Here is a 26084-nt window from a genome sequence, read left to right on the forward strand (position 1 = left end):
GATATCCGAACGGCTTTCGAAAGCCGACTGCTAGTGGGCCTCAGGCGTCCATGACATCCGGATGCCGATCGTGCGCGGGCGAGGCACGATCATGCGCCCCTCCTCCCAGATCGTCGGGCCCTGCTCGTTGGTGAAGTTGTCGAGGAACCCCTGGACTTCGTACGTCGGCCGCCGGATCCCGGCGCGAGCTGACCAGATCTGCAGGACGGCGGACCGACGGCCCGTCGACAGATCTTCCTCAGAGTCGCGGTAGTAGAATGAGAGAGCCGAAGTGAACTGCATGTCGTTAAACGGCAAAGGGTGCTCGTAATACACGTCGAACGACGCGTTATTTTTAGGCACCGGCGGGACCTGCATGCCGTTGGAGAGGAACGGCAGCGCTGCGAGCACCCCCGGGTGAATGCCGTCGATCGTCGTCGAATTGATGGCGCCCGCAAAGTCCCAGGAAAGCCCGGGAATAGGGGTCTGCTGAGAAATGGTCAGCTCGAAACCATAGCCCTTCACGTCCCCGAGGTTGATCATGCCGGAGACGCCGGATGCGCCGGTCTGGAACTGGGCGTTCTTCCAGTCAATCGCATAGACCGCAGCCGAGATCCTCATCGTGTTATCGAACACGCGCCACTTCGTGCCGACCTCGTAGCTCCACAGGGAGTCGGTGTTCAGCTGGACAGGCGTGTCGACCCCAAGGACTGCCTTCAGCGACGCCACCTCAGACGCGCTCTGCAGGGCGCCGGGCCGGAACCCTTGGGCGATGTTCAGATAGATGATCCCGGACTCATTGGGGATGTAGGAAAGATTGAACCGCGGGGTCAGGTGATAGAAGGAGCCGGAAGCCCCTGCGGTCGATTGCACGAGGATCGGCGGAGTGCTTTCGATCGTAGTATTCGAGTTCTGATTGAGACTCCGATCGATCTTTGAGTAGCGCAGGCCGACCAGCGGACGGATCTTATTGTCAAAGAGATCATACGAAACCTCGCCGAAGACCGCGTATTCGTCGGATTTCACCCCAGCCGAAGAGACTGTCAGCAGGTTTGGGTTTGTAAGATTGAAGAACGTTGGCCCCTTGTCAGTTCCGTGCTGGTAGAAGAAGCCGCTGATCCAGTGAAGAGGCCCCTCGCCCTGCGATGTCAACCGCAGTTCATCCGACCACGAGTTCGTGTTGTCCTGAGACTGAACGTTGAAGCACGTGTCCACCTGGCAGCCGACCGCCAGGAGACTCGATTGCCGCGCCATGTACCCGACCGAGTTCAGGATGTTGGCCCAACCGAGGTCGTACTGCGCATCGAGGGCGCCGATCCAATACTTGCTCGGTGAATTTCCGACGCCCCGATCATCAATTTGGGCTGGGTTGGAGTGATCGACCCGGTTCGTGAAGTCCTGATGGTCGTTGTAGTACCAATACGAGGCCAGCAGCCGAAACTTATCGGTGGGCTGATAGAGCGCCTTGATGCGTGCCGAGAACACGTCCGAGCCGTTGGCGTTCTGAATCCCCAGGAACGGCGCGCTCGCATCGCCGGTCAAATGCTTTGCGCCGATGACCGCACGCACTGCAAACGTGTCGGCGAGGGGCATGTTGACCATCAGGTCGCCCTCGTAGTCGTAGCCGTGGTTCTCGACGCTTCCGCCTGACGCGAACGCCGTCAGATCGTAGTGCTTCGTGTCCGGATCATTGGTGATGACCTTGATCACGCCCCCCAGTGAACTGCTCCCGTACAGCGTGCCTTGCGGGCCCTGCAGAACCTCGAGCCGGTTCAGGTCGTAGAGATCAGCCGGCGCCGCCCAAGGAACGGTCGGCACCGAGAAGGCGAAGTTGTCGAGGTAGGAGGCGACGGTCGCGTCTCCAAGCACGTCTCCGTTGGCGACGCCGCGCAACTGGTAGACGGTCTGGGACGAGTTGGTTTGTCCCTGAAGCGAAGCACCGGGGATCTTGGTCAGCGCGGTCGTTATCTCGGTTATGCCCTGCCGCTGGAGCGTCGTGCCTGCCAGGGCCTGCACGCTGGTGGGGACAGTGAGAATGTCCTGGTCTCGCTTCTGGGCGCTGACGATCACCTCCGAGACTGTGTTCGAAGCTGCCGCCGTGGTGCGGCTGGTCTCCTCGGCCATGGCGGCGGCAGACACGCTGGTGAAGAGGAGGGACAGGCCGGCAAATCTCAGCGCGCACAGGCCGGAGGCGCGTGCATTGAACACGGGACCCATTGGTTTTCTCCCCGTCGGTTTATCTTAAGACCGTTGTCTCATATTTGTACCCAAGTTACGGTAGTGTCAATTCGAAGTCGCCAAGGCCGATGGGTGGGAACTACTTGCCGATCGTAGCTGCGGCCTCCCCCACCCGGAGGGACCGACGCATTGCGGGATGCGTGCTTGAGCCGGCTAAGCGTTCTGTGGCGGCTATGGCTTTTCGGAGAAAAAAAGCTCAGGGGTATCGCCGCCGGCCCCCATGCTAGGCGCCTGGACCGGGAGGGTGGTCTACGATGTTTGGGAACTTACTCGCGTTCAGCCGGGCGGGGTCCTGGTGGCGCCAGCCGGATTCGTCGTGGACGCTTTTGCGGTCGGGCGGTCTAATCCTTGAGACGGACGCCGCGCCCGCATCGTGGTCTCTTCTGCCGAGGATTTGGGCTGCCCCATGTCGCGGCCGTCGAGCCGGCGAGCCAATGCTTCAACGACGCCGATCTTGTTGAACTATCAGGGTCGACCGAAACGATTCACATCATTCGACCGTCCTCGGCAGAGCAGACCACTGCCGAACTCCCTTGACTGACACCGGTGCGCCGATCGGTCGAACTACCTGAAACGAGACTACTCAGCAGCGAATCGAGATGAACCGAGCCGACACCACCGACCAACGACCGAAACCGCTCGGCATCCGCGAGCGAAATCGCATCCGCACCTACAACGACATTTATGACTCAGCGATGCTGCTCTTCGAGCGCAAAGACTATGAGGACGTCACGGTCGACGAGATCTGTGAGGCGGCGGGAATCAGCAAAGCCACGTTCTTCCGCTACTTCACGAACAAATTCGGGCTCGTTGACGAGTTCAACCAGCGGATAGCCCGCAAGATTGAGGTCGACCTCGAGAAGAGAACCAGGTCTGCTTCTGAGTCCCTGATCGCCGCCACCGACACGCTCTACGAGGAATGGCTGCATACGGCAGTCCAGATGAGAAACCTCACCCAGGAATTCCTCCGATCCGGCGTCCGGGTCTCGCCGGAAAATGGCGCGGATCCCATGGCCCGCAATCTCATCGCTCTGCTCAGCCGCGTGATCGCCGACGGGCAGAAATCAGGAGAATTCATCCGCGAGGCGGACCCGCAACTGGTCGCATCGATGGTCGTCTACGCTTGGGGCATGGCGACCAGCCTCTGGTTCGCCCATGACGATCGCGTCGAATTTCGTCAGCTCCTGAGGTCATTGGTCAATGTCATCGTACGCGGGCTCGTGCGATCTCGTGACGCCAAGTCGTGAGACTGAAATTCGCTGAATAACGCTGCAGCGAGGGGCGAGCGATTCGCCGCCCCAGCACCTCACCGGCCAGGCGGAAAGGCCGACGGCCAAAGAAGGATGGTCTGTCGGGTCACCAGGATGTCGCCGCGGTTGAGCCGGCCGGGTTAGGCCACATCGTAGATCGCCCGGGCCGGAGGTCGCGCTTTGCCCGAACCGTCGGCAGGCCCGACAGCGAGCTGTCGCCGGCGGAACGTGTCCAGTCGTCGCCGCTGGCACATCCCCGACGAAGGAAGCTGGGCGGCTCCTCCCTACCGGGGAGGGTCCACTCCCAACAGCAAATCTGAATCCGCATAGCGGCTGCGCAGTCGGCGCGGCGACGAGACGGGCTCGAACGCAAGACCTGCAAATCGCTCTTTACCGAATTCTCCATTTCCTTTGTCGATACCATGGTCTCATATTAAGACGCGAAATCAAAATTTGCCCAGGCCTCGCAAGCGCCTGGCGGGAGAGGTCGACCATGGCTCACGTCATCGCGTTGAGCGAAGCCACCCTCGGAATGGCGGGAGTGATCGGAAACAAGTCTGCGGGGCTGGCCGAACTCCGGCAGGCCGGTTTTTCGGTGCCGGACGGTTTCTGCATCACCACCCGCGCCTACCGTGAGCGGCAAGAGACAGGCTCGCCTACCGAAGCTGCGCGGGAGGAGATCCTCGCAGCGTTCAGTGGCATGAGGACGCCGGTCGCGGTGCGCTCCTCATCGCCCTCTGAGGACCGCGCCGACGCCTCGTTTGCGGGACAGTACGACACCATCCTCGGTGTACGAACGCCCGAGGCGTTGATCGAGGCCTTAGAGCGCTGCTGGCGATCGGCGAGTTCAGCGGCCGCGACGGCCTATCGGACCGCCCAGGGCGACGAAGGCGGCGTGGAAATGGCCGTGCTGGTCCAAGAGTTGGTGCCGGCGACGGCCGCAGGCGTGCTCTTCACGATCCATCCGGTGACCGAGCGCACCGACCAGATGGTGGTGAACTCCAACTTCGGATTTGGTGAATCGGTGGTCTCGGGCCGCGCCGAGCCCGACACCTTCGTTATCGACAAGGCGACGGGAGCGGCCGCGGAAACGGTGCTGGGCGCCAAGCGGGTCACGAGCGAGCTCACCGAGCAGGGCGTCGTCGAGGTTCCCGCTCAGGATGGGCGACAAGCCACCCCAAGCCTCTCAGCGAACCAGCTTCGGCAGCTGGCGGACGCCGCGCGGCGACTTGAGGACTGGTTCGACTTCCCCATGGACGCGGAATTTGCCTTCGAAGGGGACACGCTCCACATGCTGCAGGCGCGGCCGGTGACCACGGGCGGGGGCGCATACTTCACCGGTCTGCTCGACCAGTGGGTCCGCGACCGCGGCCTGGAGACCGACCCGGAGGCGATCTGGGCGCGCGGCTCACCGCTCTCAGGGATGCCGGTGACCCCGCTCTACTATTCGGAAATGGCGGCATTCTTCTCCGACATGTTTCCGGAGGTCGCGGGACTCCATGGCGCCACGGCGGGCAAGCGACGAAGCGTCCGCTACTACAATGGATACAGCTACTCCGACGTGACCTTCGCCAGCCGCGCCGATCCAGGCGGGGCGCTCAAGCCTATTGGCTTCTTCAGCGAGGCATGGCGGTCGAACCTTGCCATTGCGGCCCGCTATCCCTCGACATTGTCGTTCTGGGCGAACATCGACCACTACTATCAGAAATGGCATGACGAATGGCTGCCGGGGCTCGATCTGCACCGGCCCGACTACGCGCACGCCCAGCCGGGGCAAATTCGAAGCTTCATCGAGTACGTCGAAACCCAACGCCGGGAACGTAGCATCGTGGCCGCGCTCGGCGTCGGATACGCCGGAGACTATCTCGGATTACTGGTCCACCTCGTGGAGCGCTGGGCGCCTGGCGCCGATCCGGACACGGTGGGCGTGCTCACCAGCGGGCTGAGTGAATCCCTGACCCACGATGAGAACCTCGACCTGTGGCGCCTGGCGAAGTCGGCGGAGGCAAGGCCTGCGGTCCGCGACGTGATCCTGAGGAGCGAATATTCGAGCATCGCAAGCGTGAGCGGCGGGCCTGACTTCCTGTCTGAACTCGGCGCCTTCCAGGCCAAGCGCCCCCACCGCGGATGTTCGGACAGGGATCTCTACCAGCCCCGATGGGGGGACGACGCGGCGCTGTTGCTGAACCAGATCGGCGCCATTCTCAGGCTGGGTGAACTTGCGGACCCGGCGGTGGCGCACGCCAGGACGGCTCTGCGACGCAGGAAGCGCGAACTCGAAATACTGGAGCAAGTGGGGCGTGGCCGCCTCGGCGCCTTGCGGGTCGCTATCTTCGAAGGCGTGCTGCGGGCCGCCCAGCGCTATTGGATGCAACGCGACAACCAACGCCACACGTTCGACCACTACTTCTGGGAATTGCGTTGTGCATATCGGGCGCTCGGGGCCCGGTTGGCGCAGAGCGGCGCTCTTGAGGACGCCAAGGACGTCTTTTTTGCAGGAAAAACCGAGCTCTACGCGCACCTGGACGGCGCCCTGAGCGCGGCGCGGCTACGCTCTCGCGCCGCCTGGCGGCGGCCCTGGTGGGAAAAGGTGTCTCAACAAGAACCCCCGCCATTTCTCAAGGGCAACCAGCCCCACGATCCCGGCTTCGCCGCAGAAGCCGGCGAGGGCGATCTGAGCGGCACGGGGGGGGCGCCCGGCGTGGTCACCGGCCCGGTTCGCCACGTCAGAACCTTGGCGGAACTCGGCTCAGTGGGACCAGGCGACATCCTCGTAACTCACGCGATCGATCCGGCCTGGACTCCAGTCTTCGGCATCATTGGCGGCGTGATCTCGGAAGAAGGAGGCATGCTCTCCCACGCAACGGTGCTTGGTCGGGAGTATGGACTGCCCGTCGTGATCGGCGCGAGGGGCGCCACGTCTCTTCTGACGGACGGCGACCTGGTCAGGATAAACGGCACCACAGGCGTCGTAATGATCGTCGAGGGCCAGTCTGCGAACAATGGGAACAGCGCTCAGAGCGGCGGGAAGCCGTAAGCTGACCGGGTGCTGATACGGGCGATCTCGCCCGCGGAACGCGGCTGTCGCGCTCTCTTGACAAAAGTATACCGTGGTCACAACTTCTGAATCCAGTCTTACGATTGGATCTGACGTCAACGGCTAAGGGCGGCGATCCGGGAACGGGGACGGATGATCATTCCACGTCCCCGACCACTGGCGCCCTGCCCGCGGTCGACGTCCCTAAGTCGGATGCCGGTACAATCCCGCCTCCCGCGCTTGTCCGGCGGTTGTCTACATATGGGGTAACGCCATGGTGCTTCGCGCTGAAGACGAACTACGCCATCCCTCCACGGGCCGCCAAGGCTGGCGCGAAAGTATGTGGTACTGCTTCGACATGCCCGAGCATGAAATGGGCGGCGCGATCTACTATGCGTACTACCCTCACGAAGAGAAGCCGCACTGCACATTGTTCGCCTACCTAACCCAGGGCTGGAATCGCGAGCCCAATAAGTTGCTCTATTCATTCTCCAAGGAACTTCCCATTCCGGAGGCCGAGTGGGACGACATGAGGGTCGGCGGCATCGCTCACTACAAGCGCATCGAACCCCTGAAGAAGTGGAAGCTCTCGTTCCACGACGGCGAACGCTTCGACTTCGATGTCGACATCGATCTCTTCGCCGGCAACTGGCACTACATTGACAACTGGCACGAAACGCCCAAGTACCTCGCGGGCGATCGCTACCACCGTCCCTACCACGCCATGGGCGAGATGGTCCTCGACGGCAAGCGCTATGATCTTGATATGACAGGCGATTCCGACCACTCATGGGGACCCCGAAAGTGGGAGCCGCTCTACAAGAGCAAATACATCGCCGGCCAGTGCGGCCGCGACTTTGCGTTCCATGCTTTTGAAGGGGTGGCGCTGGACGGCGGCGTGTTCCCGTATGGCTTCGTCTGGGACGGCAAACAGATGTCGCCAATCAGCACCATGGAGATTTGCCCGGACTATGACGCTGACGGCATCCAGCGCGGGATCGTCATGAACATAGTCGACAACGAGAGCCGCAAGACGCGGATTGAAGGCAAGTCGTACTGTTCCGCTCCAACAGAGAGCGGCGATGTCTGGAATAATGACTGCTACTATAACTTCACCGTCAACGGCGGTGAGCATTCCGGATCTGGCATCCTCTCATTCTATTGGAACAAGGACTACTACCATAAAGTCCTGAAGAGCTCTTCCGGTGCTTGAGCTCTCCAAAGGCTCCGTCGACATCGGCATCATGGTCGCCGACGAGGCCGGCCAGCAGCGCTTCTACGGTGAGGCCCTCGGCCTTCCGTTCATGGGAAAGGTCGAGCTCCCCAATGGAAAGCTGCTGATCTATGCCTGCGGGGACACCCTTTTGAAGCTCTACGTTATCCCCGACATGGGGGCGAAAACGGCGGCATCGACACCGAGCGCCGGGATCACCTACTTCACGATCAACGTCGCCGACATCAAGGCCGCGGTCGCCCGGCTTGAGGCCGGCGGCGTGGACGTCCAGCCGATCGGTGAGTTCGATGCCGGCGTAACGCTTGAGCCGCCGGTCGGCCGGGTGAAGGCTCTCTACGCCATCACCGCCGACGCTGACGGCAACATGGTCGAGCTGCTTCAGAGGATTTAGGTGGGCATGATGAGTTCGAAGCTTGCCCGCCTGGACGGTAGCTGGAGGGCGAACCGGGCGGCGCCGAGCATCGATCACCGCCCAGTCGGCCGTCTCAGTCCTGGCCGTTTTCCCAAGGCAGCAACACGATCTTGATGCACTCACCGGCATGCTGGTCGGCGATGGCGCGGTTGATCCTCGAGAGCGGATAAGTGGTCACCAGCCGGTCGAACGGCAGGCGGCCTTGGCGGTAGTGCTCGATCAATTCAGGGATGAAGACATCGGGTTCGCTATCACCTTCGATGATGCCCTTGACGGCGTGGCCGAAGGTTATCGCCTTGATCATCAGGCCGGGCATAGGGGCGTCAGGTGGCGGAATGCCGACGACGCCGAGCGTGCCGTGCGGACCAAGGCAATCCATGATCGCTTGCAGGATGTCTGGCCGCCCTGTCGTGTCGAAGGCGTAGTCGACACCGACCGGCTCGATCGCCCGCACCGCCTGCTCGAGATTTGACGCCACGCCGGGATCAATGACGTCGGTGGCGCCCAGCTCTAGCGCCAGCTCCCGCCGCGCCTTGTGGGGCTCCAGGACAATGATGCGCGAGCAGCCATTTATCACGGCTCCCATCACGGCGCTCAGGCCGACCGCGCCACCGCCGGTGACGAGGAGGCTTGAGCCCGCTTCGCATCTCAGGGAGCGCATAATCCCCCCCGCACCGGTCTGAACGCCACAACCAAGCGGCCCCATCAACTCCAGCGGCACATCGTCAGGCACCTTCACGACGTTGCGTTCGTAAGCCAGGGCGTAGCCGGCCAGCGAAGACTGACCAAAGAAGTTGCTGACCACGGCCCCGTTTTGGCTGTGGATGGCCTTGCTGCCGTCGAGGCGCGCGCCTGTGTAGTTGAGCTGAGGCATCGTGTGACAATAGGCAGGCTCGCCACGTTGGCAGCGAGGGCAGGCGCCGCACGAGCGGAATGTAAGCGCGACCCGGTCACCGGGGGCCACCTTGGTGACGCTACCCCCCACCCGTTCGACAATGCCGGAGCCCTCGTGGCCAAGCACCGCCGGGTAGCCGAAGCCCATGCCGCCATCCCTGGCGACGATGTCGGTATGGCAAAGTCCGACCCCAACGATACGGACGAGAATTTCGTCTTCGCGCGGCGCATCGAGCGTCACCGTCTCGATGCTGAAATCGGCCTGGGGCGCCCGCGCAACCGCCGCAACCACATCCATGGTGTCCTCCGCTCCGGCCTCGCCAGTCCGCTGCTGGAAAACAATACCCCGGTATCAGAAAAATCTATACCTCGACGTCAGAAGCTGCAACGCTGGGGGCAAGGGCTACGACCGCCCGGAGGCGAAATCGGCCGACCCGAACCCTGCCGGCGTGGCCAAGCCGGAACGCTACACCACCCCAGACTGACACACGATCATTGCGACGACGCCTCGCCGAAGGGCGAAGCCCCAGATTGTCGAGGATCCCTCCATGGACTTTGCTCTTCCCCCAGGGCTGACCGCCTATCTGGCCGAACTGGGCGCCTTTGCCTCAGAGCGCGACGGACGTCGCACGGCCATCCAATGACGACGCCGGCCTCGCCGGGATCGGGCGTCACGCTCTACGACCACCCGCTGTCCCCGTACGCACAAAAAGTCCGCATTGCTCTGCGAGAAAAAGCCGTGCCGTTCCGCTCCCTTCTGCCCAGCGGGGTTGGGTCGGGCGCAGCCGAGCCGGACTTCTCCGCTGCGAGTCCCCGCGGCGAGGTGCCCGCACTAATCGATGGGGCGGTCCGCGTCTTCGATTCCACCATCATACTCGAATATATCGAGGACAAGTGGCCGACCCCGCCCCTTATGCCCGCGACGCCTGGTGAGCGGGCTAAGGCCAGGATGCTCGAAGAGGTCATGGACACGCACTATGAGGCCATCAACTGGGGCCTGGGAGAAATCCGTTTCTTCAAACGTGCGGAAGGAAGCATTGCGGCGCGTCTCGAGGCCGCCGCAGCGAAGCAGACACGCGGATTCTTCTCATGGCTGGAAGTCCAGTTGGACCGCCGGGAGTGGTTCAATGGTGAGCGATTCGGCTGGGGGGACCTTGCGGTCATCCCCTATCTGAATGGGTCGGCGTCGCACGGTTTTCGACCAGATCGTCAGTCAGCGCTGGAGGCCTGGCGCCGGCGCGCGAACGCCAGGCCCAGCGTCAGGGAAACAGGCTTGGAGGCCGCCGGCGCCATTGGCGCAATGCGCGACGCCGCCACGCGGCTGAGCGGCGGGACAATGCGGCGGGAATATCGCGATCACCGACTTGAGTGGATGATCAAGTCCGGCGGGCTTGAGGTGGTCGCAGAGGGGCTTCTGCAAGATAACATCCGGTTCGGTCCGGACTTCTCTTAGGTCTTCACCGGCTGCAGCAGGCCGCGGATGATCAGTTGAACAAGGGCCCGCACGGTATCACGGAATTCCTTGCGGTCATCGTGAGCGAACCACCTCGCCGTTCCCATGGTCCAGGCCTGCACGATCATCGGCGCGACGAGCTCCGGATCGACACCGGACACGAATTCCCTGCGCTGCTGACCAGTCCGGATCGCGGCGACGAGCGGCACAAGCATGTTCCGGGTCATCGGGTCGGCGATATTGTCCGGAGACATCTGGACCCCTGAACGCAGGAATTCCTCAGCCAAATTCCGCATCTGTGAGGCGCTCTGCAACCATTCCTCATAGAGAATGTCGGTGGCTTTCATCAGCGCGTCGGAAGCCGACATGCTCTCAAAATCGACAGCCGCTGAAATCTTGGCGGCGATCCGCTGGTTGAATTCATCCACCAAGCCAAATTTACTCCCGTAGTATCGGAAGAATGTAGCCTTGCTGATGCCAGAGGCTTCGCAGATTTCATCGATCGTTACGTCCTGATACCCGCGCCGAATAAAAAGCTCCATAGACGCTTCATAGATATCGTCGTGGGTACGCAAGCGATTACGCTCACGGATGCTTTGCGGCCTCAGTTGATCGGACAAAGGACTTGGGCTTCGTTACGGACACGGCGGGCTGCTACCATCCTTCGGAACTGCACGCCAGCTATGAATTCTCCGTAACATATTTAGACTATCGAATCTAAATGATACTATCGTATCACTTATCGAACGGCCGCTCTGTCGGGGCGGTATTGGGAGGCAGGTGAACGTGCATTCGCCAGTTCGGTACGCACCGGCGCGCATCGTCACTGGCCAGTCATGACGAGCGCCGTCCAGCCCGCCGAACAGGCGCTCCCGCGCCGGATGAGCCTGAGCGGGTGGAGTTGGGCGATATTTGAAGGTGGGCGCGACCCCTACCTCATTCTGGTCTCCGTCTACATTTTCATGCCCTATTTCACCTCGGTGATTGTCGGCGACCCGGTTCGCGGCCAAGCCATGGTGGCCAACTTCGCCAAGGGCGCAGGCGTGATCGTCGCTCTCACGGTGCCGCTGCTGGGGTCATTGGTCGACCGACTGGGCGGTCGCAAACCCCTCCTACTTCTGGTGACGGCAGTCTCGGTCCCCTTGATCGCAAGCCTATGGTGGGCCCGTCCCGACGGCTCCGGACTCTCGGTCATGACGATACTGTTCGTCGCGACGACTCTGAATATCCTGTTTGCCTACTCGTCAGTCATCCACAACGCGCTCCTGGTGCGCGCGGCCGGTCCGCATACCGGCCGGGCGTCAGGCATGGCGCTGATGCTGGCGAACCTCGTGGGGCTCGTAAGCCTCGCTTTCGTCCTGTGGGCCTTCGTTCTGCCTGGCAAGACCGATTGGAGCCTCATTCCGGCCACCCCTCTCTTCGGCCTGGATTCGGCGATGCACGAGCCTGACAGGGCTGTGGCCTGGGTGACGATGGCGCTGCTCATCGCAGGCGCTATTCCGCTTGTGTTGTTCACGCCGGATGTGGAGACGACCGGCGCCCGCCTGGGCGAGAGCATTCGCCAGACCTTTGGTGATCTCGTCGGCATGCTGCGTGCGCTGAAGGGCGAGCGAAACGTCACGCTCTACCTCGTCGCCCATATCTTCATCTCCGACGCCATCGGGGCCGTCGCCATGTTCCTGGGCATTTATGCCGCCGGCGTTATGCAGTGGGGCGTTCTGCAGATGCTCGTCTTCGCCATTTGGCAGAGCTGTTTTGCAAGTCTCGGCGGCTTGATTGGCGGACAGATCGACGAACGCTGGGGGCCGAAAGTTGCGCTGCAACTGGCGCTGCTCGGCGCTCTGGCTTCGACGGCCGGGATCATCGGCATGTCCAGGGACCGGATACTCTATGCCTGGGACTACGATCGCGTGCAGGGCGCCGCATGGAGCGTCGGGCCATTCAGCGTGAGCGCACCAGAACTGATCTTTCTGCTGTTTTCCGGCGGCGTAGTTCTGTGGGCGACCGTCGCTGCCGGCAGCGGGCGCACGTTGCTTCTGCTGATCACCCCGCGGGACCGCAGTGGCGCCTATTTCGGCCTTTTCGCCCTCGCCGGGACCGTCACGGCCTGGCTCGGTCCGATGCTCGTGGCGATGTTCACGGCCGCCTTCGCCAGTCAGCAGATGGGCTTCGTTCCCGTCGCCGGCTTGCTCGTCCTGGGCTTGGTCTGCATCCACTTGGTGTCGACGCCGAAGCACAGCGCTTGAGAATGCCGCTGCGCAAGCCGCCACCGACCAATAAGCGTGACCTGCGGAAATCGATCGGTGATCGCCGCGATTGTCGACGCCACTGAAGCAGAAGTCGGCTCCGCGCGCGGCGCGCCTGCAGCATTAGCCGTTGGGTCAGCGCCACGGCGATTTCGGCGGCAGCAAATCCGTCACGTCGTTGATGTAGAGATGGCGGATGGACCGTCGCCTATTTCTGACACTCGCCGGTGCGAGCCTATTGCGGGCATCCGAGGGATCCGCTGCTCCGGCTCGGCTGGACGCAAGCGTAGAGCGGCTTGCAGACTCGAGGGTGCAGGTCGGGTGGTCTCCGATAACGACACCCGTTTCGATCCTCGTCTCAGACACGCCCGACACGCCACGCGATCGTCTGCGGCGGGTGGAAGGCCAAGCCCGCTCGGGCCATGTCGAGGTCGCAGCGCCACGCACGCCGCGGCCTTATTTCCTGCTGCGGGCGGCGGACGGCGAGCAGACACGGGTAGCCGAGCGGCTGCTGCCCCTACGTGGTGGCCGCAACTTCCGCGACCTGGGCGGCTACCGGACCACTGACGGGCGGCAGGTTCGCTGGGGCCGGCTCTACCGGTCGGGCGTCATGACCGGCTTCGAGCCCGACGACATGGCCTACCTCCAGAGCCTCGGGGTAGCGGTGATCTGCGATCTGCGCAGTCCGCAGGAGCGAGCGCGTGAGCCCAGCCCCTTCCTGAAGGGCGGCGGCGGTCCCGCGGTGATCAGTTATGAATACCCAATGGCCAGCACCGCCGAGCGCATGGCCGGGGCGAAGACCCGTGCCGACGCCGTCCAGGCTTTCGCCGAGTCGTACGTCCATTACCTCGACATGCTGGGGCCGAACTACACGGACATGTTCGCCCGGCTTGTGCGCGGAGAGGCCCCGCTGGCTGTCAATTGCACGGCCGGGAAGGATCGCTCAGGCGTCGCCTCGGCGCTAATTCTGTCGGTGCTGGGCGTGCCTCGGCAGACAGTCATCGCAGACTATGCCCTGACTGAGACCTATACGCCGCCGTCCTTCTATCTGAAGCAGGCCTCCGAACCGTCGAAGCCGGGCGCTATCAGTTCAGAGCAGGCAAAGTCGCTGTCGCGCCTTCCACCCGAAGTGCTGCAAGTCTTGATGGGCTCGGACCCGGACGTGATGCGCGAGGCCCTGGGCGAGATCGACCGGCGCTACGGCGGCCCCGTCGCACTGGCCAAGGCCCGGTTCGGCCTGACTGACGGCTCGATCGCCCAGCTTCGCCAGAGCTACCTGATCTGACGCACGGCCCCGTGGCTCAAGGCTCGCCCGAGCCTACCTCCAGCACGACCTTCACGCAGTCACCGCGATGCTGAGCGGCGATCGCCTCGTTGATTTCGGCGAACGGGAAAACCTGCACCAACTTCTCTAGAGGCAGGCGACCGGCGCGCCACAGCTCCACGAGGCGCGGCAGAAAGACGTCGGGGTCGCTGTCGCCCTCGATGATGCCGCGAACGGTCTGGCCCAGCATAAGCACTGTTCCCAGGGCGCCCGGCATCGGCGCCCCCGGCGGTGGAATGCCGACAATCCCGAGAACACCTTTCGGCGCCAAGGCCGACATCACCGCCGCATGGATGTCGGGCCGCCCTGTGGTGTCGAAAGCGAAATCGACACCGTTCGGGACGATCGCGCGCACTTGCGCGGCGAGATCGGTGTCCGCCCCCGGGTCGATGACGTGCGTCGCCCCGAGCTCCAGCGCGAGATCCCTGCGCGCCGCCATGGGTTCGACAACGATAATCGGGGCGCAACCCTGGTGCGCGCCGCCCATCACCGCCGACAGGCCGACCGCGCCGCCGCCCGTCACAAGAAGCGAGGAGCCACGCGGACAAGCCAGGGCGAGCATCACCCCGCCCGCGCCGGTCTGCACCCCGCACCCCAGCGGCGCGGCCAATTCGAAGGGCATGTCAGGCGGCAGCTTCACGACATTCTGCTCGTAGGCTAGCGCATGGCCGGCGAAGGAGGACTGCCCGAAAAAGTTCGAGGACACCGCTGCGCCGGCCTGGCGGATCGCCTTCGAACCATCGGGTCGGGCCCCGACATAGTTCAGGGCAGGCATGGTGTAGCAGTACGCTGGATCGCGGCCATGGCACCGCTCGCATCGGCCGCAGGATCGGAACGTCAGGGCCACGCGGTCACCTGAGGAGACCTTGGTGACCGCCGCGCCGGTTGCGATCACCACGCCCGCGCCCTCGTGGCCAAGGACGGCCGGCATCGAAAGCGGCATGGCGCCCTGCTGGGCCACGAGGTCTGTGTGGCACACCCCGACGGCGGCGATCCGGACGAGGATCTCATCATCGCGCGGCGCGTCGAGCTCCACCTCCTCGATCGTGAACGCCGCCCCCGGCGATCGAACAAGCGCAGCCATGGTCTTCATGTGGATGCCTTTGGCGCAGCGTGTCGGCGCGGGCTCGCCAGCTTGACCGCTTTCGCCACGCGTCAGGCCATTTCGAAGCGTAGTGGCAGGCTCTTCGGGCCGTTTACGAACACGGCCTGGGTCTGCGCGGGCTCGCCCGCCAGCTCGATCCGCTCAAGCCGGGCGAACAGCTCCTCGAAGAAGATCCGCATCTCCAGCTTGGCCAGATGCTGCCCCAGGCAGACATGTCCGCCGTATCCGAAGGCCAGGTGGCGGTTCGGCTTGCGGTCGATGCGGAAGCGGTATGGGTCTTCGAAGACAGCTTCGTCACGATTGCCCGAGGCGTAACAGAGCATCAGCCAGTCACCCTTTGCGATGTGCCGGCCGTTCAGTTCAGTGTCGGCTGTGGCCGATCGCATGAAGTGCTTCACAGGCGTCACCCAGCGGATCGCCTCGTCCACCAGGCCGGGGATGAGGGACGGATCGGCCTTCACCCTGGCGAACTGTTCCTGGTCCTCGCACAACTGCCAGATCGCGCCGGCCGTGCTCGACGAGGTCGTGTCGTGGCCAGCGGTCGCAACGATCACATAGTAACTTAGCTGCTCGAGGCCGCTGATCGGAACGCCATCAATGGTGGCGTTGGCGATCAGGGTCGCCAGATCGCCCTTGGGAGATGCCCGGCGTTCGGCGCTGATGCGCTCGAAATAGGCGTAGAAGTCATCCAGCACCGCCCCTAACGCGTCAGCGGTCTGCTCCTGGGAGTCCTCGGCGGCGCGGGCGGTGTCGGGATCCTGGGGACCGAAGAGTTCCTGGGTCAGCATCTGCATGCGCGCCTCGTCCTCTTCCGGGACGCCCAGGATCTCCATGATCACATGCAACGGATAGCGCAGTGCGACATCCTTGACGAAGTCGCAGCGCCCGCCGAGCTGAGCCATGCGCTCGACGCTCGCCCGGGCGATTTCCCGGATCCGCGTCTCCAGGGTGCGCACGTTCGCCGGCATGAACCACGCCTGGCTGAGCAGGCGATACTTGGGATGGTCGGGGGCATCCATCTGCACGAGACTGCGCACGAGATGGGGTGAGCCGCCCGTCTTCTGGCGCACGAGGGCGTCGGTCGCCTGATTGGTGAGCGTGGTCTGCAGATCGCCGCTGTGGAACAGCTCGTTCTGGCGGCTGACCTCCAGGATATCGGCATGGCGGGTGGCCACCCAGAATGGATCGTAACCTTTGGGCCGCGCCACGCCCAAGGGCTCGTTCTGGCGAAGCCACCGGTAGGCGTCATGGATCCGGCCATCGGCGTAAGCCCGTGGATCGACCAAGGTCTCGGCGACATCGTCCGGCAAAGTGGGACCTGCGGTCATACATCCTCCCACGATCCGCGAGCGCGATGATTTAACTATGCGATTAATTCCCGGAGCCGCAAGCCGTTAGGTGCTTGCACCGCCTCGGCGGACATATTTAATTGCACGATTAAAGTCAGTGCGCTGGAACAGGCGCAAACTGCGGGAGGACGGCCGAAATGGTGCTTAGGGCGGACGACGAATTGCGCCATCCTTTCAGTGATGACTATCACTGGCGCGAAAGCGTCTATTTCAACTTCAACGACGTCGAAAACCAGATCGGCGGATGGATCTACTACTGGGTGACCCCGAACCGCGAGGCGCGGACCGGCATGCTTGTGAGCTTCTACCACGGCGCCAACCCACGGACGGATGGCGGCCAAGCGGCGCTGACCTCGCCGGACCATGTCCTTCGCGACGGCGACAACTGGCTCTACTTCTACAACAAGGACGGCGAAGCCCTCGAGCCGGCCAACTTCGACGCCGTCGATTTTGGCGGGCTGAAGCTCAGCCGGCTTGCACCCCTGAAGTCCTATGCCCTCAGCTTCGAGGACGACGTCGGCAACGGGTTTGATCTGCGGGGTGAATTTCTGACGGCTCCCTACGATTACGCCGACGGCGTCCATCCCACCCCTGCCTTCATCGCCCTCAACCGCTACCATCGCGCCTGGAAGACCAAGGGCGAACTGCGACTGGCCGGCCGCGTCTACGCCGTCGACTGCACCGGCGATTCCGACCACTCATGGGGAACCCGCGATGCGCCGACCTTCGGCTCCAACCTCTTCAAGATGTGGTCATTCCGTACGGCGGATGGCCGGGTGATGATCTCTGTCCTGAAGCAGGGCGTCGGCGGCGTCGCCAGCGGTGAGACCCTGGCGCTCGGCTTCGTCTCTATCGATGGCGAGATGAGCTCCGCGGCCAACGTGGAGACGAGCGCAGAGTACGATGCGGCCGGCGTGCAGAGCCGGATCGCACTGAGGGTCACCGATGCGCTCGGCCGCACCGTCACGGCGAGCCTTGATCGGATGCATTCCTACCTCGGCTACGGGCAGGCGTTCTGGGGCTTCGAAGGGGTCGGCCAATATCAGGTGGAGGGCCATGGCGAGGCGCCCGGCCTCGTCTCCTACTTCTGGCCCGAGCACGTGACCGGCGCCATGCTCCGTGCCGGCGAGGTGGCGTGATCGACGCGGCTAACCGATCGACGCCGCAGGAGGTTGGCGGCAAGGCGGCGTCGCTGCTTCGGCTGCAGGCTGAAGGCTGGCGGGTGCCCCCGTTTTTCGTGATCCCGGCGGAGACGCATCGCCAGCATTCCGACGGCCGGGTCCCACCAGCCCTGGCCGCGCAGATCACCGCCCAGTGGCGGGCGCTCGGCGGCGACACTCACCCGTTCGCCGTGCGCTCATCCGGCGTCGCGGAGGATTCCGCCGACAACTCTTTCGCCGGCGTCTTCACGACCGTACTCGATGTCCGGGGCGAAGCGGCGTTGATCGCCGCGGTCGAAGCCTGCTGGGGTTCCCACCGTAGCCCTGAGGCGGCCGCCTACCGCGCGGCGCGCGCCATCACCTCCGACGACGCGATGGCTGTCATCGTCCAGCGGATGATCGAGGCCTCCTGGTCGGGCGTCTGCTTCACCGCCGACCCGCTCACCCAGGCGCTCTCCGTCACGGTCGTCAATGCCGTGCGCGGTGGCGCCGACAAGCTGGTCTCAGGCCTCGTGAACCCGGACACCATCCGCCTCAATGGAGCGAGCGGCGAGATCCTTGAACGCAGCGGAGCGGCGGACGAGCGAGTGCCGAGATTCATGCTCGACGAAGTGGTGCGCACGAGTGCTGCCATAGCCAAGGCCTACGGATTTCCGCAGGACGTGGAGTGGGCCTTCGATTCCGAAGGCTTGTGGCTGCTGCAGAGCCGTCCGATCACGACTGTCGCTGCGGTTCACTACAACCGCCCGATCGAGCCTTGGGGCGAAGCGGGAGACCCTGACGCCCCTGAGCGGGTGTGGACGCGCGCCTATGCCGACGAGATCTGGTCGCCGCCCGTCAGTCCCATTTTCTATGACATACAGTACATCGGCGGGGTCGTGACCGACTACTTATCCCGCAGCGGGGACGACGCCCCCACCCCTGCGGACATCTTCAAGTACTACCGCGCCGCGGCCTACTGCGACGTGGACCCGCTTGAACGGATGTATGCGTGTCTGCCGCCGCTGGCGCGGCGTCCAGGCATCTACACGCTTTTCCCGACGGAACGGCATGCGGCGCTCAAGGCGGCTCCTTGGCGATGGCGCGGGCTCCTTCGCCGGTTGTGGCAGTTTGAGGTTAAGTACGGGGCCGGCTGGGGGCTTACCCGCAACTACCGGTTCCTCGCCGCGGCCTGGCCATCGTTCCTCGCGCGCGCCACCGAGCTGCGCGCTGTGGACGTGACGACCCTCGATGAGGCGGCCCTTGCGACCCACACCAATGACATCTGGACGCTCGCCGGCTCAGTGAGCATCGAGTGCGGCGTGGCGGTGCTCTACTATGGCCACGACCTCAAACTTGTGCTGACCGGACTTTTGGAGCGCTGGTGCGGTGAGGGCGAACAGCTCTATGGCGCCGTCTCGGCCGGGCTTGCGGCCAGCGAGACCGTGCGCGAGAGCGACGGCATCTGGGCGATCGCCGAGCAGATCAAGGCCGCCGGCGCCCAGTCGGCTGCCTCGGCGCTCGACTTGGCCGCGTTCCGCCAGCAGGCCCAGGCGCTCGGGGCCGGCGATGCGGTGCGATCCTTCGAGGCCTTTCTGGCCGAACATCCGCACCGAGGCGCGAACTACAAGGACGTGATCCACCCGCGGTGGGGCGACGATCCCGAGCTGCTCTGGGCGCAGGTGCGGGCGTTCCTCGGCGCCGGCGCCCGGCCCAGTCACGCCAACGCCGCTGCGGCCGAGCGGCGCCGCGCCGCGCAGAGCCTCGCACTGGCCTCCGTTCGCGGCGCACTCGCGCCAGTTCGCCGTCAGGTGCTGCGCGTGCTCTTCCGGTACAACGAGATCTATACCGGCCTGCGCGACAACCACCGCTACTACTATGACCACGTCTGGTGGATGCTCCGACGCACCTTCGTCGAGAAGGGACGACGGCTATTGGCGGCAGGCCGGCTCAAGCGCGCCGACGACGTCTTTTTCCTCAATCGAGGGGAACAGGCCGAACTGGCCACGGGCGGACTTTCCGCCTCGACCGCCGCGGAGCGCATCGCCGTAAGACGCGAAGAATGGGAGGCCACCCGCCTGCGTCTGCCGCCCAAGTTCCTCCGTCGCGGCTATGTGCCCGACGATGGCGAGAGCCCCGCGCCCGCTGAGGGGCGGCTCACTGGCCAGCCTGCCAGCCCCGGCCAGGCCCGAGGGCGTGCGCGCGTGATCTACGACATCTCCGAGTTGTCGCGCGTCGCGCCCGGCGAGATCCTGGTGACGCGCCAGACCGATCCGTCTTGGACCCCGGTGTTCTCGCGGCTCGGCGGCCTCGTCCTGGAGACCGGCGGGGTTCTGGCCCACGGGGCCTCCCTATGCCGCGAGTTCGGCTTGCCCTGTGTCACCGCTCTGGACCGCGCCACCGAACGGGTGCGCGACGGCCAGTCCGTCGCCCTGGATGGTGGGGCCGGGACCGTCGACCTCCTTTGAACGCCTGCGCATTCGGCACGAGGGCCGGCTGGCGAAGCTCAGGACAGGCGAAAAAAAGCCCCGGAGCGCCTGGACGCTCCGGGGCCACCGGCGCAAGGAGGGGGGGAAGCCGCCGGCTACACCATCGTTAGAAGTTGAACCGGAAATCGATCCCGTACTCGCGCGGTGCGCCGAAGAGGCCCTCTGAGAAGAGTGGCGGCGCATCGAGGGCGAGATTGAGATACTTCTCGTTTGTAAGGTTCCGCCCCCAAAGGCTGATCGCCCAGTGCTCTTTCGCCGGCGACCAGGTAAGATTGGCGTTGAGCAAGCTGTAGGCCTTCAGGAACTCGCTCGGCGCCTGGGTGTAATTGCCCCAGCGGTCACCGTTATAGATGTACTGCAGCGTCGCGTCGGCTTTGCCGCCGCCCACGGCCCACGTATAGGTCGCCGAGAGCGAGCCGTTCCACTCTGGCGAATAGACCAGAGGCCGACCACTGTAGTCATTGCTGCAGCCAGGCGAGGGAATGGCGGGTGGCGGCGCGCAAGTGGGGCCGTTGCCCTGTTTGAATACGTTATAGTACGTGTTCAGGTATCCCAGCGTCCCGTTGATGCGCAGGCCGTCGACGGGCACCCACTCGCCATCCAGTTCGACGCCCTTGGTGGTGGATTTGCCGGCATTCAGGATCGTCGAGGAGCCCACCGGGGGATTGCCCCGATAGAACACCTGGTTGACCTGCATGTCCTGCCAGTTGTTGTAGAAGGCCGCGATGTTCAGGCGCAGCCGGTTGTCCAGCCAGTGCGACTTGATCCCCGCTTCGAAGGAGTCGACGTATTCGGGATTGTACGGCCCGATGTTCGCCGCAAGCGTGACCCGGCCGTTGAACCCGCCCGACTTGAAGCCACGGGCATAGTAACCGTAGGCCATCACGTCGTCGGTGATCTTGTAGTCGGCCGCGACCTTGCCGCCGACGTTGGTCCATGACTTTTCGGCCTCGGTCGGCAGGTTCAACGGATTCAACGGGAGCTGGGTCGCACCCACGAGGTTGCTGAAGCCCTTGGCCGGGTCAGTGCCGGCGGGCTGCACAAAGCTGACGGAAGCCTCGTACATCCGCACCGTTTCGTAGCTTACCCGTAAGCCCCCCTGCAGGCGCAGGCGGTCGGTTACGTCCCACCAGACCTGCGTGAACGCCGCCAGGTTCGTCGTCTTCTCCTTGTTGATGGTCTCGCCGATCGCGGTGGGACTGGAGAAGACGGGCCAGTTTTGCCCGTTTGAATAGTAGCCCCACTGCTGGGCGTAGAGGCCCACCAGCATTTCGACGCTCTCGACCGGGTGGAAGAGGTCGCGCAGTTCCTGCGAGATCTGCCAGCCATCCTGCTTGCCCACCTGCGCATAGCCAGGAGCGTCGATGCCGTCGATGTCCTGATACCCCAGGCTCTTCCAGGTCAGGTAGTTGGTGATCGACGTGACCCTGCCGATACCGCCTTCCCAATTGGCGGTGATCGTGTTGCTGGTGGTGTCGGTATTGTGCTTGTCGGGCACGTTCGAATAGAGCTGGAAGGCGAAAGGCGTGGTCGGCCGAAAGAAGATTTCGCCCGGGTAGGCGATGTCGAGCAGCACGTCCGTCCCATCGCGGATTTTCTGGACCTGGCCGATCCAGGTGACGTCGAGATGGGCCTCGGGCGTCCACTTCAGATAGGCTCGCAGCTGCGAGCTGTTGGAGCCGCCGATCGGATCGCCTGTATAAAGGTTGGTGTAATAGCCATCGCGCTGACGGTGCGAGTAGGAAACCTTGCCGGCCAGCACATCGTCGATGATCGGGAAGTTCAGGGCGAAGGCGCCGTCCATGCGGCTGTAATTCCCGAGCGTCACTTGACCGTAGCCGCCGAACTGGCCCGTGGGCTGAGCCGTAATGACGTTGATCACGCCGCCGGTCGTGTTGGCGCCGAAGAGCGTGCCTTGAGGCCCGCGGAGAACTTCGATCCGTTCGAGATCGAAGTTATCGATGAGCGCGATCTGGTTGACGGACAACACCACACCGTCAATCACGGTGCCGACTTCGGTCCCGACGTATGGGGAGGGGTTGGCCGCGATACCGATGCCGCGGATGACGTAGGACGCCGCAAGGCTCAGGCCCGCATTGACCTGGACCTGGACGTTGGGAACCGTCCCGGTGATGTCCTTGAAGTCCCGCACGTGCAGCCGCTCGATCGTGGTGCTCGAGATGGCCGCCACCGAGAGCGGCACGGACTGAAGATTTTCCTCGCGCTTTTGCGCCGTCACGATCAGCGTTTCGACCGTAGCGGCGGCAGTCGGTTGCGCGACCTGCGCGAAGGCCGGCGCCGCAGATGCTAAAGAACAGCCTCCGGCAAACAACAGCGTCTTGAACAACCTTTTAGAGCCATCACGGAGTGACATCTTGAGCCCCTTCCTGTTTATACTTGTTTGATCATCCGATCATCGATTTCAATGCTTTACCGTTAGAGTTTTTCTCACGCGTTGTAGTTGAGCTTGAGGCCTGGCCGCGGCCAGCGGCACCGGAAGAGGCGCCCGCCATCGGAGCCGGTGATCCACGCGTCGCGCATGTCGGCGCCGCCGAAGCAGATGTTCGTGACCATCGCATCGGGGAACTCGATGTGTTCCCACGCGCCACCCTTTTCGAAGACAGTGATGCCGCCGTGGCGCAGCGTGCCGACGCAGATCCGCCCGTCGGCCTCGACCGCCAGGCTGTCGAGCATCTGCTTACCAGGCAGAGGGCCCATCACGCCGCGATCCCACTCCGCGGCCGGCGGCGCGATCTCGCCTGGTGCGACGATGTCGAAGACATGCAGGCGCGCGGTGAGCGTCTCTGCGACGTAGAGCGTCTTCTGGTCGGGCGAGAGGCCCACGCCATTCGGCGTCGACATGGTGTGGAACCGCCGGATCAGCGAGCCGTCGGCTTTGGCGTAGAAGAGCTGGCCCTGGTCGGACACGCCGTCGCCGACCTTGCCGGGATCGGAGAACCAGAACCCCCCATCGCGGTCGAAGACCAAGTCGTTGGGGCCGTTCAGCTTTCGGCCGTCACACTCGGTATAGAGGGTCTCGACCTTTCCGGACCGCAGGTTGACCCGCTGGACCGAGCCTCCCTTGTAGCCCGCCGGCGCTTCGCCGTGGGTTACGAAGCGGCCATCCGGCTGCTCGTGGAATTCGAAGCCGCCGTTATTGACCACGTAGCAGTCGCCGTCCGGCCCGATCGCTGCGCCATTTGGCCCTCCGGGAATCTCAGCGACGATTTCCGTGCGACCGTCCGGGAAGACGCGCGTGAGCGTCTGGCGCCGGATCTCGACCAGCAGGACTGAGCCGTCCGCCAGGGCGACAGGGCCCTCGGGAAACCACAGATCCTGCGCCACCACCTCTATGTCCAAGTCCGTTCCTCCCTTAGCCGTCGCCGCTGCGAGCGGCCTACGTCGTCTCCAGAATCCGGATCGCCCCTTCGCTGCCGCTGAGCTCGATCTGGCTGCCGTCAGGTATCCGCACGGTCGCCCGCTCGACCGCGGTGACGCACGGCAGGCCGTATTCGCGGCACAAAGAGGTGCCGTGCGACAGGACGCCGCCCGTCTCCAGGACGAGGCCGCCAATGCGGCCGAACACGGTCGTCCACGAGGGATCGGTCTGCCGGGTGACAAGGATTTCGCCATCCTTGACCCGTTCCAGCTCGCGCACGTCGTAGACGACGCGCGCCCGGCCCACGGCGAAGCCGGGGCTGGCGGCGATACCTTGCAGGCGAGCGCCCTCCTGAGCCTCGCCCGCCATCCGATCGGCGTAGGGCGCCCAGCCCTTCAGGAACTTCGGACCCTGCCGGCGCAAGGTCGTCTCCCAGATGCGCTTGCGCACTTCGATGCGGCGGCTGGCCTCGGCGCCTGCCAGCTCGCCTTTCAGCCCGGCCTCGACCTCCGATGTTCCGAGGAAGAACACCTCGTCGCGGGTCTCAAGGACACCGGCCTTGGCCAGTCGCGCGCCGTACGACCGGTAGATTCGGCGCAGCTCGTACCAGTTGCGATCGACGTAGTAGCGGTGGTTGTCACGCACCGACATGTAGAGTTCGTTGTAACGGAACAGCCAGCGCAGGATCCGCCGACGGATCGGCGCCAGCGGGCCGCGCGGCGAGGCGAGGATCTCCGCCTGAGCAGCGACCCGGCGCTCTGCGCTTCGTCTGTGCACGACGGACGGCTGGACTGCGTCGCTCTCAAGATAACCGACCACCACCCTGAAGCATTGATCGATGTCGTCGCCCCAGCGCGGCCAGATCAGGTCCTTGTAGGTCGATCCCAGGTGCCGGTGCCGACGCCAGAAATCCTCGAACGCTCTCACGGCGGCGGGTCCGCCGTTCAGATCCACAAGATGGGCGCGGAATGCCGACCAATTCGTCGTCCTGGCCCGCTCAACCACCCCGGGGCCCAGCCCCTTGAAACGGGCGGCCAGCAGCCAGAGCGCTTCGCCCTCCTTCACCGTCTCGCTGCCTTCGAGGCCGGAGCTGATCCGGGCGTAGAGGTTTTCGCCGTCGGACCCCAACGCGCCGCACCAGCGATCCAGGAGGCCAGTGAGCAGGAGGTGCAGGTCGGACGCATGGGAAAGGACCGCGATGCCGCACGGTGGACCGACCCGCGCCATCTCACCGGCCACCTCGGCCTGGTGCGCCCGCAGGTCCTCAAGCGAGAGCTGGTCGAGGTCCGTGTCGAACCAGCGGTCGCTGAGCTCGACGTAAGGTGGCCATTGAACGTTGACCGCCCGGTAGTTGCGGAAGAAGGAGCGTGTATCGGGCTGCTGCAGCTCGTAACTGAGCATGCGCCGCAGACGCCCACGCCAGCGCCACGGGGCCCTGCGAAATGCCTCCTGCAGGTCGGCCGGCAGGAAATTCACGATGCCCTGGATCCGGGCCAGCCGCGGCTGGAAGGCATACATCCGCTGGATCAGCGAGATGTCGCAGTAGGCGGTCGCCCGGTGATATTTGAAGAGGTCCGGTGGGAGCCACGAGGGATCGCCGTGAGACCTTATGAACCCCACGCGGCCCGGCGTGCTGTTGTGGATGTTGTAGAACAGCGGGCTGATCGGGGAGACCCAGGTCTCGTCCGCCAGCATCCGAGACCAGACCCGGTCGGGACGATCCGGATCTGCCTCGGGGTTGTCCTTCCAGGGCTCAATCGAGCGGCTGTAGTAGACGTCGGCGATCGTGGTGATCGGCCGGCTCTGCAGGATGAAGAGCTCTTCGCCGCGCCAGGCCCACTCGACGTCCTGCGGAAAGAGGGCCTGGTCTGCGATCGCTCGAGAGGCGCTCCAGACTTCGGCCAGCGCGCGGTCCGGCAGGGGGGCGTCTGGTCGGTCTCCGGGACGGCGCGCCAGGACCGCCCCATCCGCCGCCGCAAGCGTGATCTCCTCGGGGTTCACTTCGCCCGAGACGAGAGCCTCCCCAAGGCCCGGCGCCGCGTTGACCAGGCCCTCAGAGAGGGCCTGGCTGACGGGGTTGGCGGTGAACGCGACGCCGGACCAGTCGCCGTGGATCATCTCCATCAGCACCACGGCCATGGCGCCCGGCCGGGCGCCCTCTACCCGGCGCGCCTCCCGATACTCAACCGCCGCCGGCGCATCGAACGATCGCCAGCAGGTCCGGATCGCTTCGACCACGGCATCGAAGCCGCGCACGTCCAGCGAGGTGTGATAGAGCCCGGCGAACGAACTATCGGCCGCGTCCTCGCCGATGGCCGACGAGCGCACAGCCAGGCCGTCTGCGGTCGCCAGTTGCGCGAGGCTCGCCTTCAGCTCGGCGAGGAAGCTGTCGCTCAGCTCACTGGCCATTGCGGTGTGTGCGTCGGCGACGATCACTCGGAACGGCGGGACGCGCACGCCGAGCCGGACCAGGCGCGCGAGGGCAGCGCCCTTCCCCCCCGCGACCGACTCCTCCACACAACGGGGATCACCGGGGCCTACGATCCATCGCATGCC

General features: G+C 64.3%; 17 protein-coding genes. 9 read left to right on the top strand and 8 right to left on the bottom strand.

The features are described from left to right. Positions 1-30: 30 nt before the first annotated feature. Positions 31-2196 carry a TonB-dependent receptor gene (locus VGI62_RS02665; protein WP_331502845.1) on the bottom strand — a complete coding sequence of 722 codons (2166 nt, stop codon included), beginning with the start codon at positions 2194-2196 and terminating at the stop codon, positions 31-33. A gap of 620 nt (positions 2197-2816) precedes the next feature. On the opposite strand from VGI62_RS02665, the gene VGI62_RS02670 reads away from it, so the two are divergent. The 4 genes from VGI62_RS02670 to VGI62_RS02685 all read left to right on the top strand — a co-directional run bounded on the left by VGI62_RS02670 (position 2817) and on the right by VGI62_RS02685 (position 8129). Further along, positions 2817-3464: a TetR/AcrR family transcriptional regulator gene (locus VGI62_RS02670; RefSeq protein ID WP_331502846.1), complete on the top strand. Its 648-nt coding sequence runs from the start codon at positions 2817-2819 to the stop codon at positions 3462-3464. A 496-nt stretch (positions 3465-3960) separates the two neighbouring features. Continuing rightward, positions 3961-6504 (top strand): PEP/pyruvate-binding domain-containing protein, encoded by a 2544-nt coding sequence (locus VGI62_RS02675; protein WP_331502847.1) that lies wholly within the window; start codon positions 3961-3963, stop codon positions 6502-6504. Between the two features lie 274 nt (positions 6505-6778). Then, positions 6779-7717, top strand: a complete 939-nt coding sequence (locus VGI62_RS02680; protein WP_331502848.1) for a DUF7064 domain-containing protein — start codon at positions 6779-6781, stop codon at positions 7715-7717. Further along, positions 7710-8129 (top strand): VOC family protein, encoded by a 420-nt coding sequence (locus VGI62_RS02685; RefSeq protein WP_331502849.1) that lies wholly within the window; start codon positions 7710-7712, stop codon positions 8127-8129. The genes VGI62_RS02680 and VGI62_RS02685 overlap by 8 nt, the downstream gene beginning before the upstream one ends. Positions 8130-8223: 94 nt before the next feature. Here VGI62_RS02685 and VGI62_RS02690 read toward each other — a convergent pair whose 3' ends face one another. Next, the gene (locus tag VGI62_RS02690) at positions 8224-9342 is read right to left on the bottom strand and encodes an NAD(P)-dependent alcohol dehydrogenase (protein ID WP_331502850.1); all 1119 of its coding nucleotides are present in this window, start codon (positions 9340-9342) and stop codon (positions 8224-8226) included. Between the two features lie 342 nt (positions 9343-9684). Between VGI62_RS02690 and VGI62_RS02695 the strand changes: the two genes are divergently transcribed. Beyond that, the gene (locus VGI62_RS02695; protein WP_331502851.1) at positions 9685-10497 is read left to right on the top strand and encodes a glutathione S-transferase family protein; all 813 of its coding nucleotides are present in this window, start codon (positions 9685-9687) and stop codon (positions 10495-10497) included. Here the strand turns inward: VGI62_RS02695 and VGI62_RS02700 are convergent. Then, positions 10494-11072 carry a TetR/AcrR family transcriptional regulator gene (locus VGI62_RS02700; RefSeq protein ID WP_331502852.1) on the bottom strand — a complete coding sequence of 193 codons (579 nt, stop codon included), beginning with the start codon at positions 11070-11072 and terminating at the stop codon, positions 10494-10496. The two genes, VGI62_RS02695 and VGI62_RS02700, sit on opposite strands and share 4 nt — an antisense overlap. Before the next feature lie 261 nt (positions 11073-11333). Between VGI62_RS02700 and VGI62_RS02705 the strand changes: the two genes are divergently transcribed. Together VGI62_RS02705 and VGI62_RS02710 are read left to right on the top strand one after the other, a co-directional pair. Then, positions 11334-12743 (top strand): MFS transporter, encoded by a 1410-nt coding sequence (locus VGI62_RS02705; RefSeq protein ID WP_331502853.1) that lies wholly within the window; start codon positions 11334-11336, stop codon positions 12741-12743. Between the two features lie 196 nt (positions 12744-12939). Next, positions 12940-14028 (top strand): tyrosine-protein phosphatase, encoded by a 1089-nt coding sequence (locus tag VGI62_RS02710; protein WP_331502854.1) that lies wholly within the window; start codon positions 12940-12942, stop codon positions 14026-14028. Between the two features lie 16 nt (positions 14029-14044). Here the strand turns inward: VGI62_RS02710 and VGI62_RS02715 are convergent, their stop codons facing one another. After that, complete coding sequence (locus VGI62_RS02715) at positions 14045-15160, bottom strand: NAD(P)-dependent alcohol dehydrogenase (RefSeq protein WP_331502855.1); 1116 nt, start codon at positions 15158-15160, stop codon at positions 14045-14047. Between the two features lie 62 nt (positions 15161-15222). Beyond that, positions 15223-16500 (bottom strand): cytochrome P450, encoded by a 1278-nt coding sequence (locus tag VGI62_RS02720; RefSeq protein WP_331502856.1) that lies wholly within the window; start codon positions 16498-16500, stop codon positions 15223-15225. A 158-nt stretch (positions 16501-16658) separates the two neighbouring features. On the opposite strand from VGI62_RS02720, the gene VGI62_RS02725 reads away from it, so the two are divergent. Next, on the top strand, positions 16659-17660 hold the full coding sequence (locus VGI62_RS02725; protein WP_331502857.1) for a DUF7064 domain-containing protein: 1002 nt from the start codon (positions 16659-16661) through the stop codon (positions 17658-17660). Beyond that, entirely contained in the window at positions 17657-20128 is a 2472-nt protein-coding gene (locus VGI62_RS02730; protein WP_331502858.1) for a PEP/pyruvate-binding domain-containing protein, read from the top strand. The genes VGI62_RS02725 and VGI62_RS02730 overlap by 4 nt, the downstream gene beginning before the upstream one ends. Before the next feature lie 127 nt (positions 20129-20255). Here the strand turns inward: VGI62_RS02730 and VGI62_RS02735 are convergent, their stop codons facing one another. The 3 genes from VGI62_RS02735 to VGI62_RS02745 form a co-directional block, all read right to left on the bottom strand. Further along, complete coding sequence (locus VGI62_RS02735) at positions 20256-22388, bottom strand: TonB-dependent receptor (protein ID WP_331502859.1); 2133 nt, start codon at positions 22386-22388, stop codon at positions 20256-20258. A 209-nt stretch (positions 22389-22597) separates the two neighbouring features. Then, a complete protein-coding gene (locus VGI62_RS02740) occupies positions 22598-23509 on the bottom strand; it encodes an SMP-30/gluconolactonase/LRE family protein (RefSeq protein ID WP_331502860.1) in 912 nt (303 codons plus the stop codon). A gap of 37 nt (positions 23510-23546) precedes the next feature. After that, the gene (locus VGI62_RS02745; protein WP_331502861.1) at positions 23547-26081 is read right to left on the bottom strand and encodes a PEP/pyruvate-binding domain-containing protein; all 2535 of its coding nucleotides are present in this window, start codon (positions 26079-26081) and stop codon (positions 23547-23549) included. Between the last annotated feature and the right edge of the window lie 3 nt (positions 26082-26084).

Source organism: Phenylobacterium sp., from assembly GCF_036495085.1.
GTDB lineage: Bacteria > Pseudomonadota > Alphaproteobacteria > Caulobacterales > Caulobacteraceae > Phenylobacterium.

Coding starts and splice junctions, on each gene's coding strand:
- VGI62_RS02690 (WP_331502850.1), bottom strand. CDS start 9,342: ATGGATGTGGTTGCGGCGGTTGCGCGGGCGCCCCAGGCCGATTTCAGC.
- VGI62_RS02680 (WP_331502848.1), top strand. CDS start 6,779: ATGGTGCTTCGCGCTGAAGACGAACTACGCCATCCCTCCACGGGCCGC.
- VGI62_RS02715 (WP_331502855.1), bottom strand. CDS start 15,160: ATGAAGACCATGGCTGCGCTTGTTCGATCGCCGGGGGCGGCGTTCACG.
- VGI62_RS02725 (WP_331502857.1), top strand. CDS start 16,659: ATGGTGCTTAGGGCGGACGACGAATTGCGCCATCCTTTCAGTGATGAC.
- VGI62_RS02665 (WP_331502845.1), bottom strand. CDS start 2,196: ATGGGTCCCGTGTTCAATGCACGCGCCTCCGGCCTGTGCGCGCTGAGA.
- VGI62_RS02720 (WP_331502856.1), bottom strand. CDS start 16,500: ATGACCGCAGGTCCCACTTTGCCGGACGATGTCGCCGAGACCTTGGTC.
- VGI62_RS02705 (WP_331502853.1), top strand. CDS start 11,334: ATGACGAGCGCCGTCCAGCCCGCCGAACAGGCGCTCCCGCGCCGGATG.
- VGI62_RS02695 (WP_331502851.1), top strand. CDS start 9,685: ATGACGACGCCGGCCTCGCCGGGATCGGGCGTCACGCTCTACGACCAC.
- VGI62_RS02745 (WP_331502861.1), bottom strand. CDS start 26,081: ATGCGATGGATCGTAGGCCCCGGTGATCCCCGTTGTGTGGAGGAGTCG.
- VGI62_RS02710 (WP_331502854.1), top strand. CDS start 12,940: ATGGACCGTCGCCTATTTCTGACACTCGCCGGTGCGAGCCTATTGCGG.
- VGI62_RS02670 (WP_331502846.1), top strand. CDS start 2,817: ATGAACCGAGCCGACACCACCGACCAACGACCGAAACCGCTCGGCATC.
- VGI62_RS02675 (WP_331502847.1), top strand. CDS start 3,961: ATGGCTCACGTCATCGCGTTGAGCGAAGCCACCCTCGGAATGGCGGGA.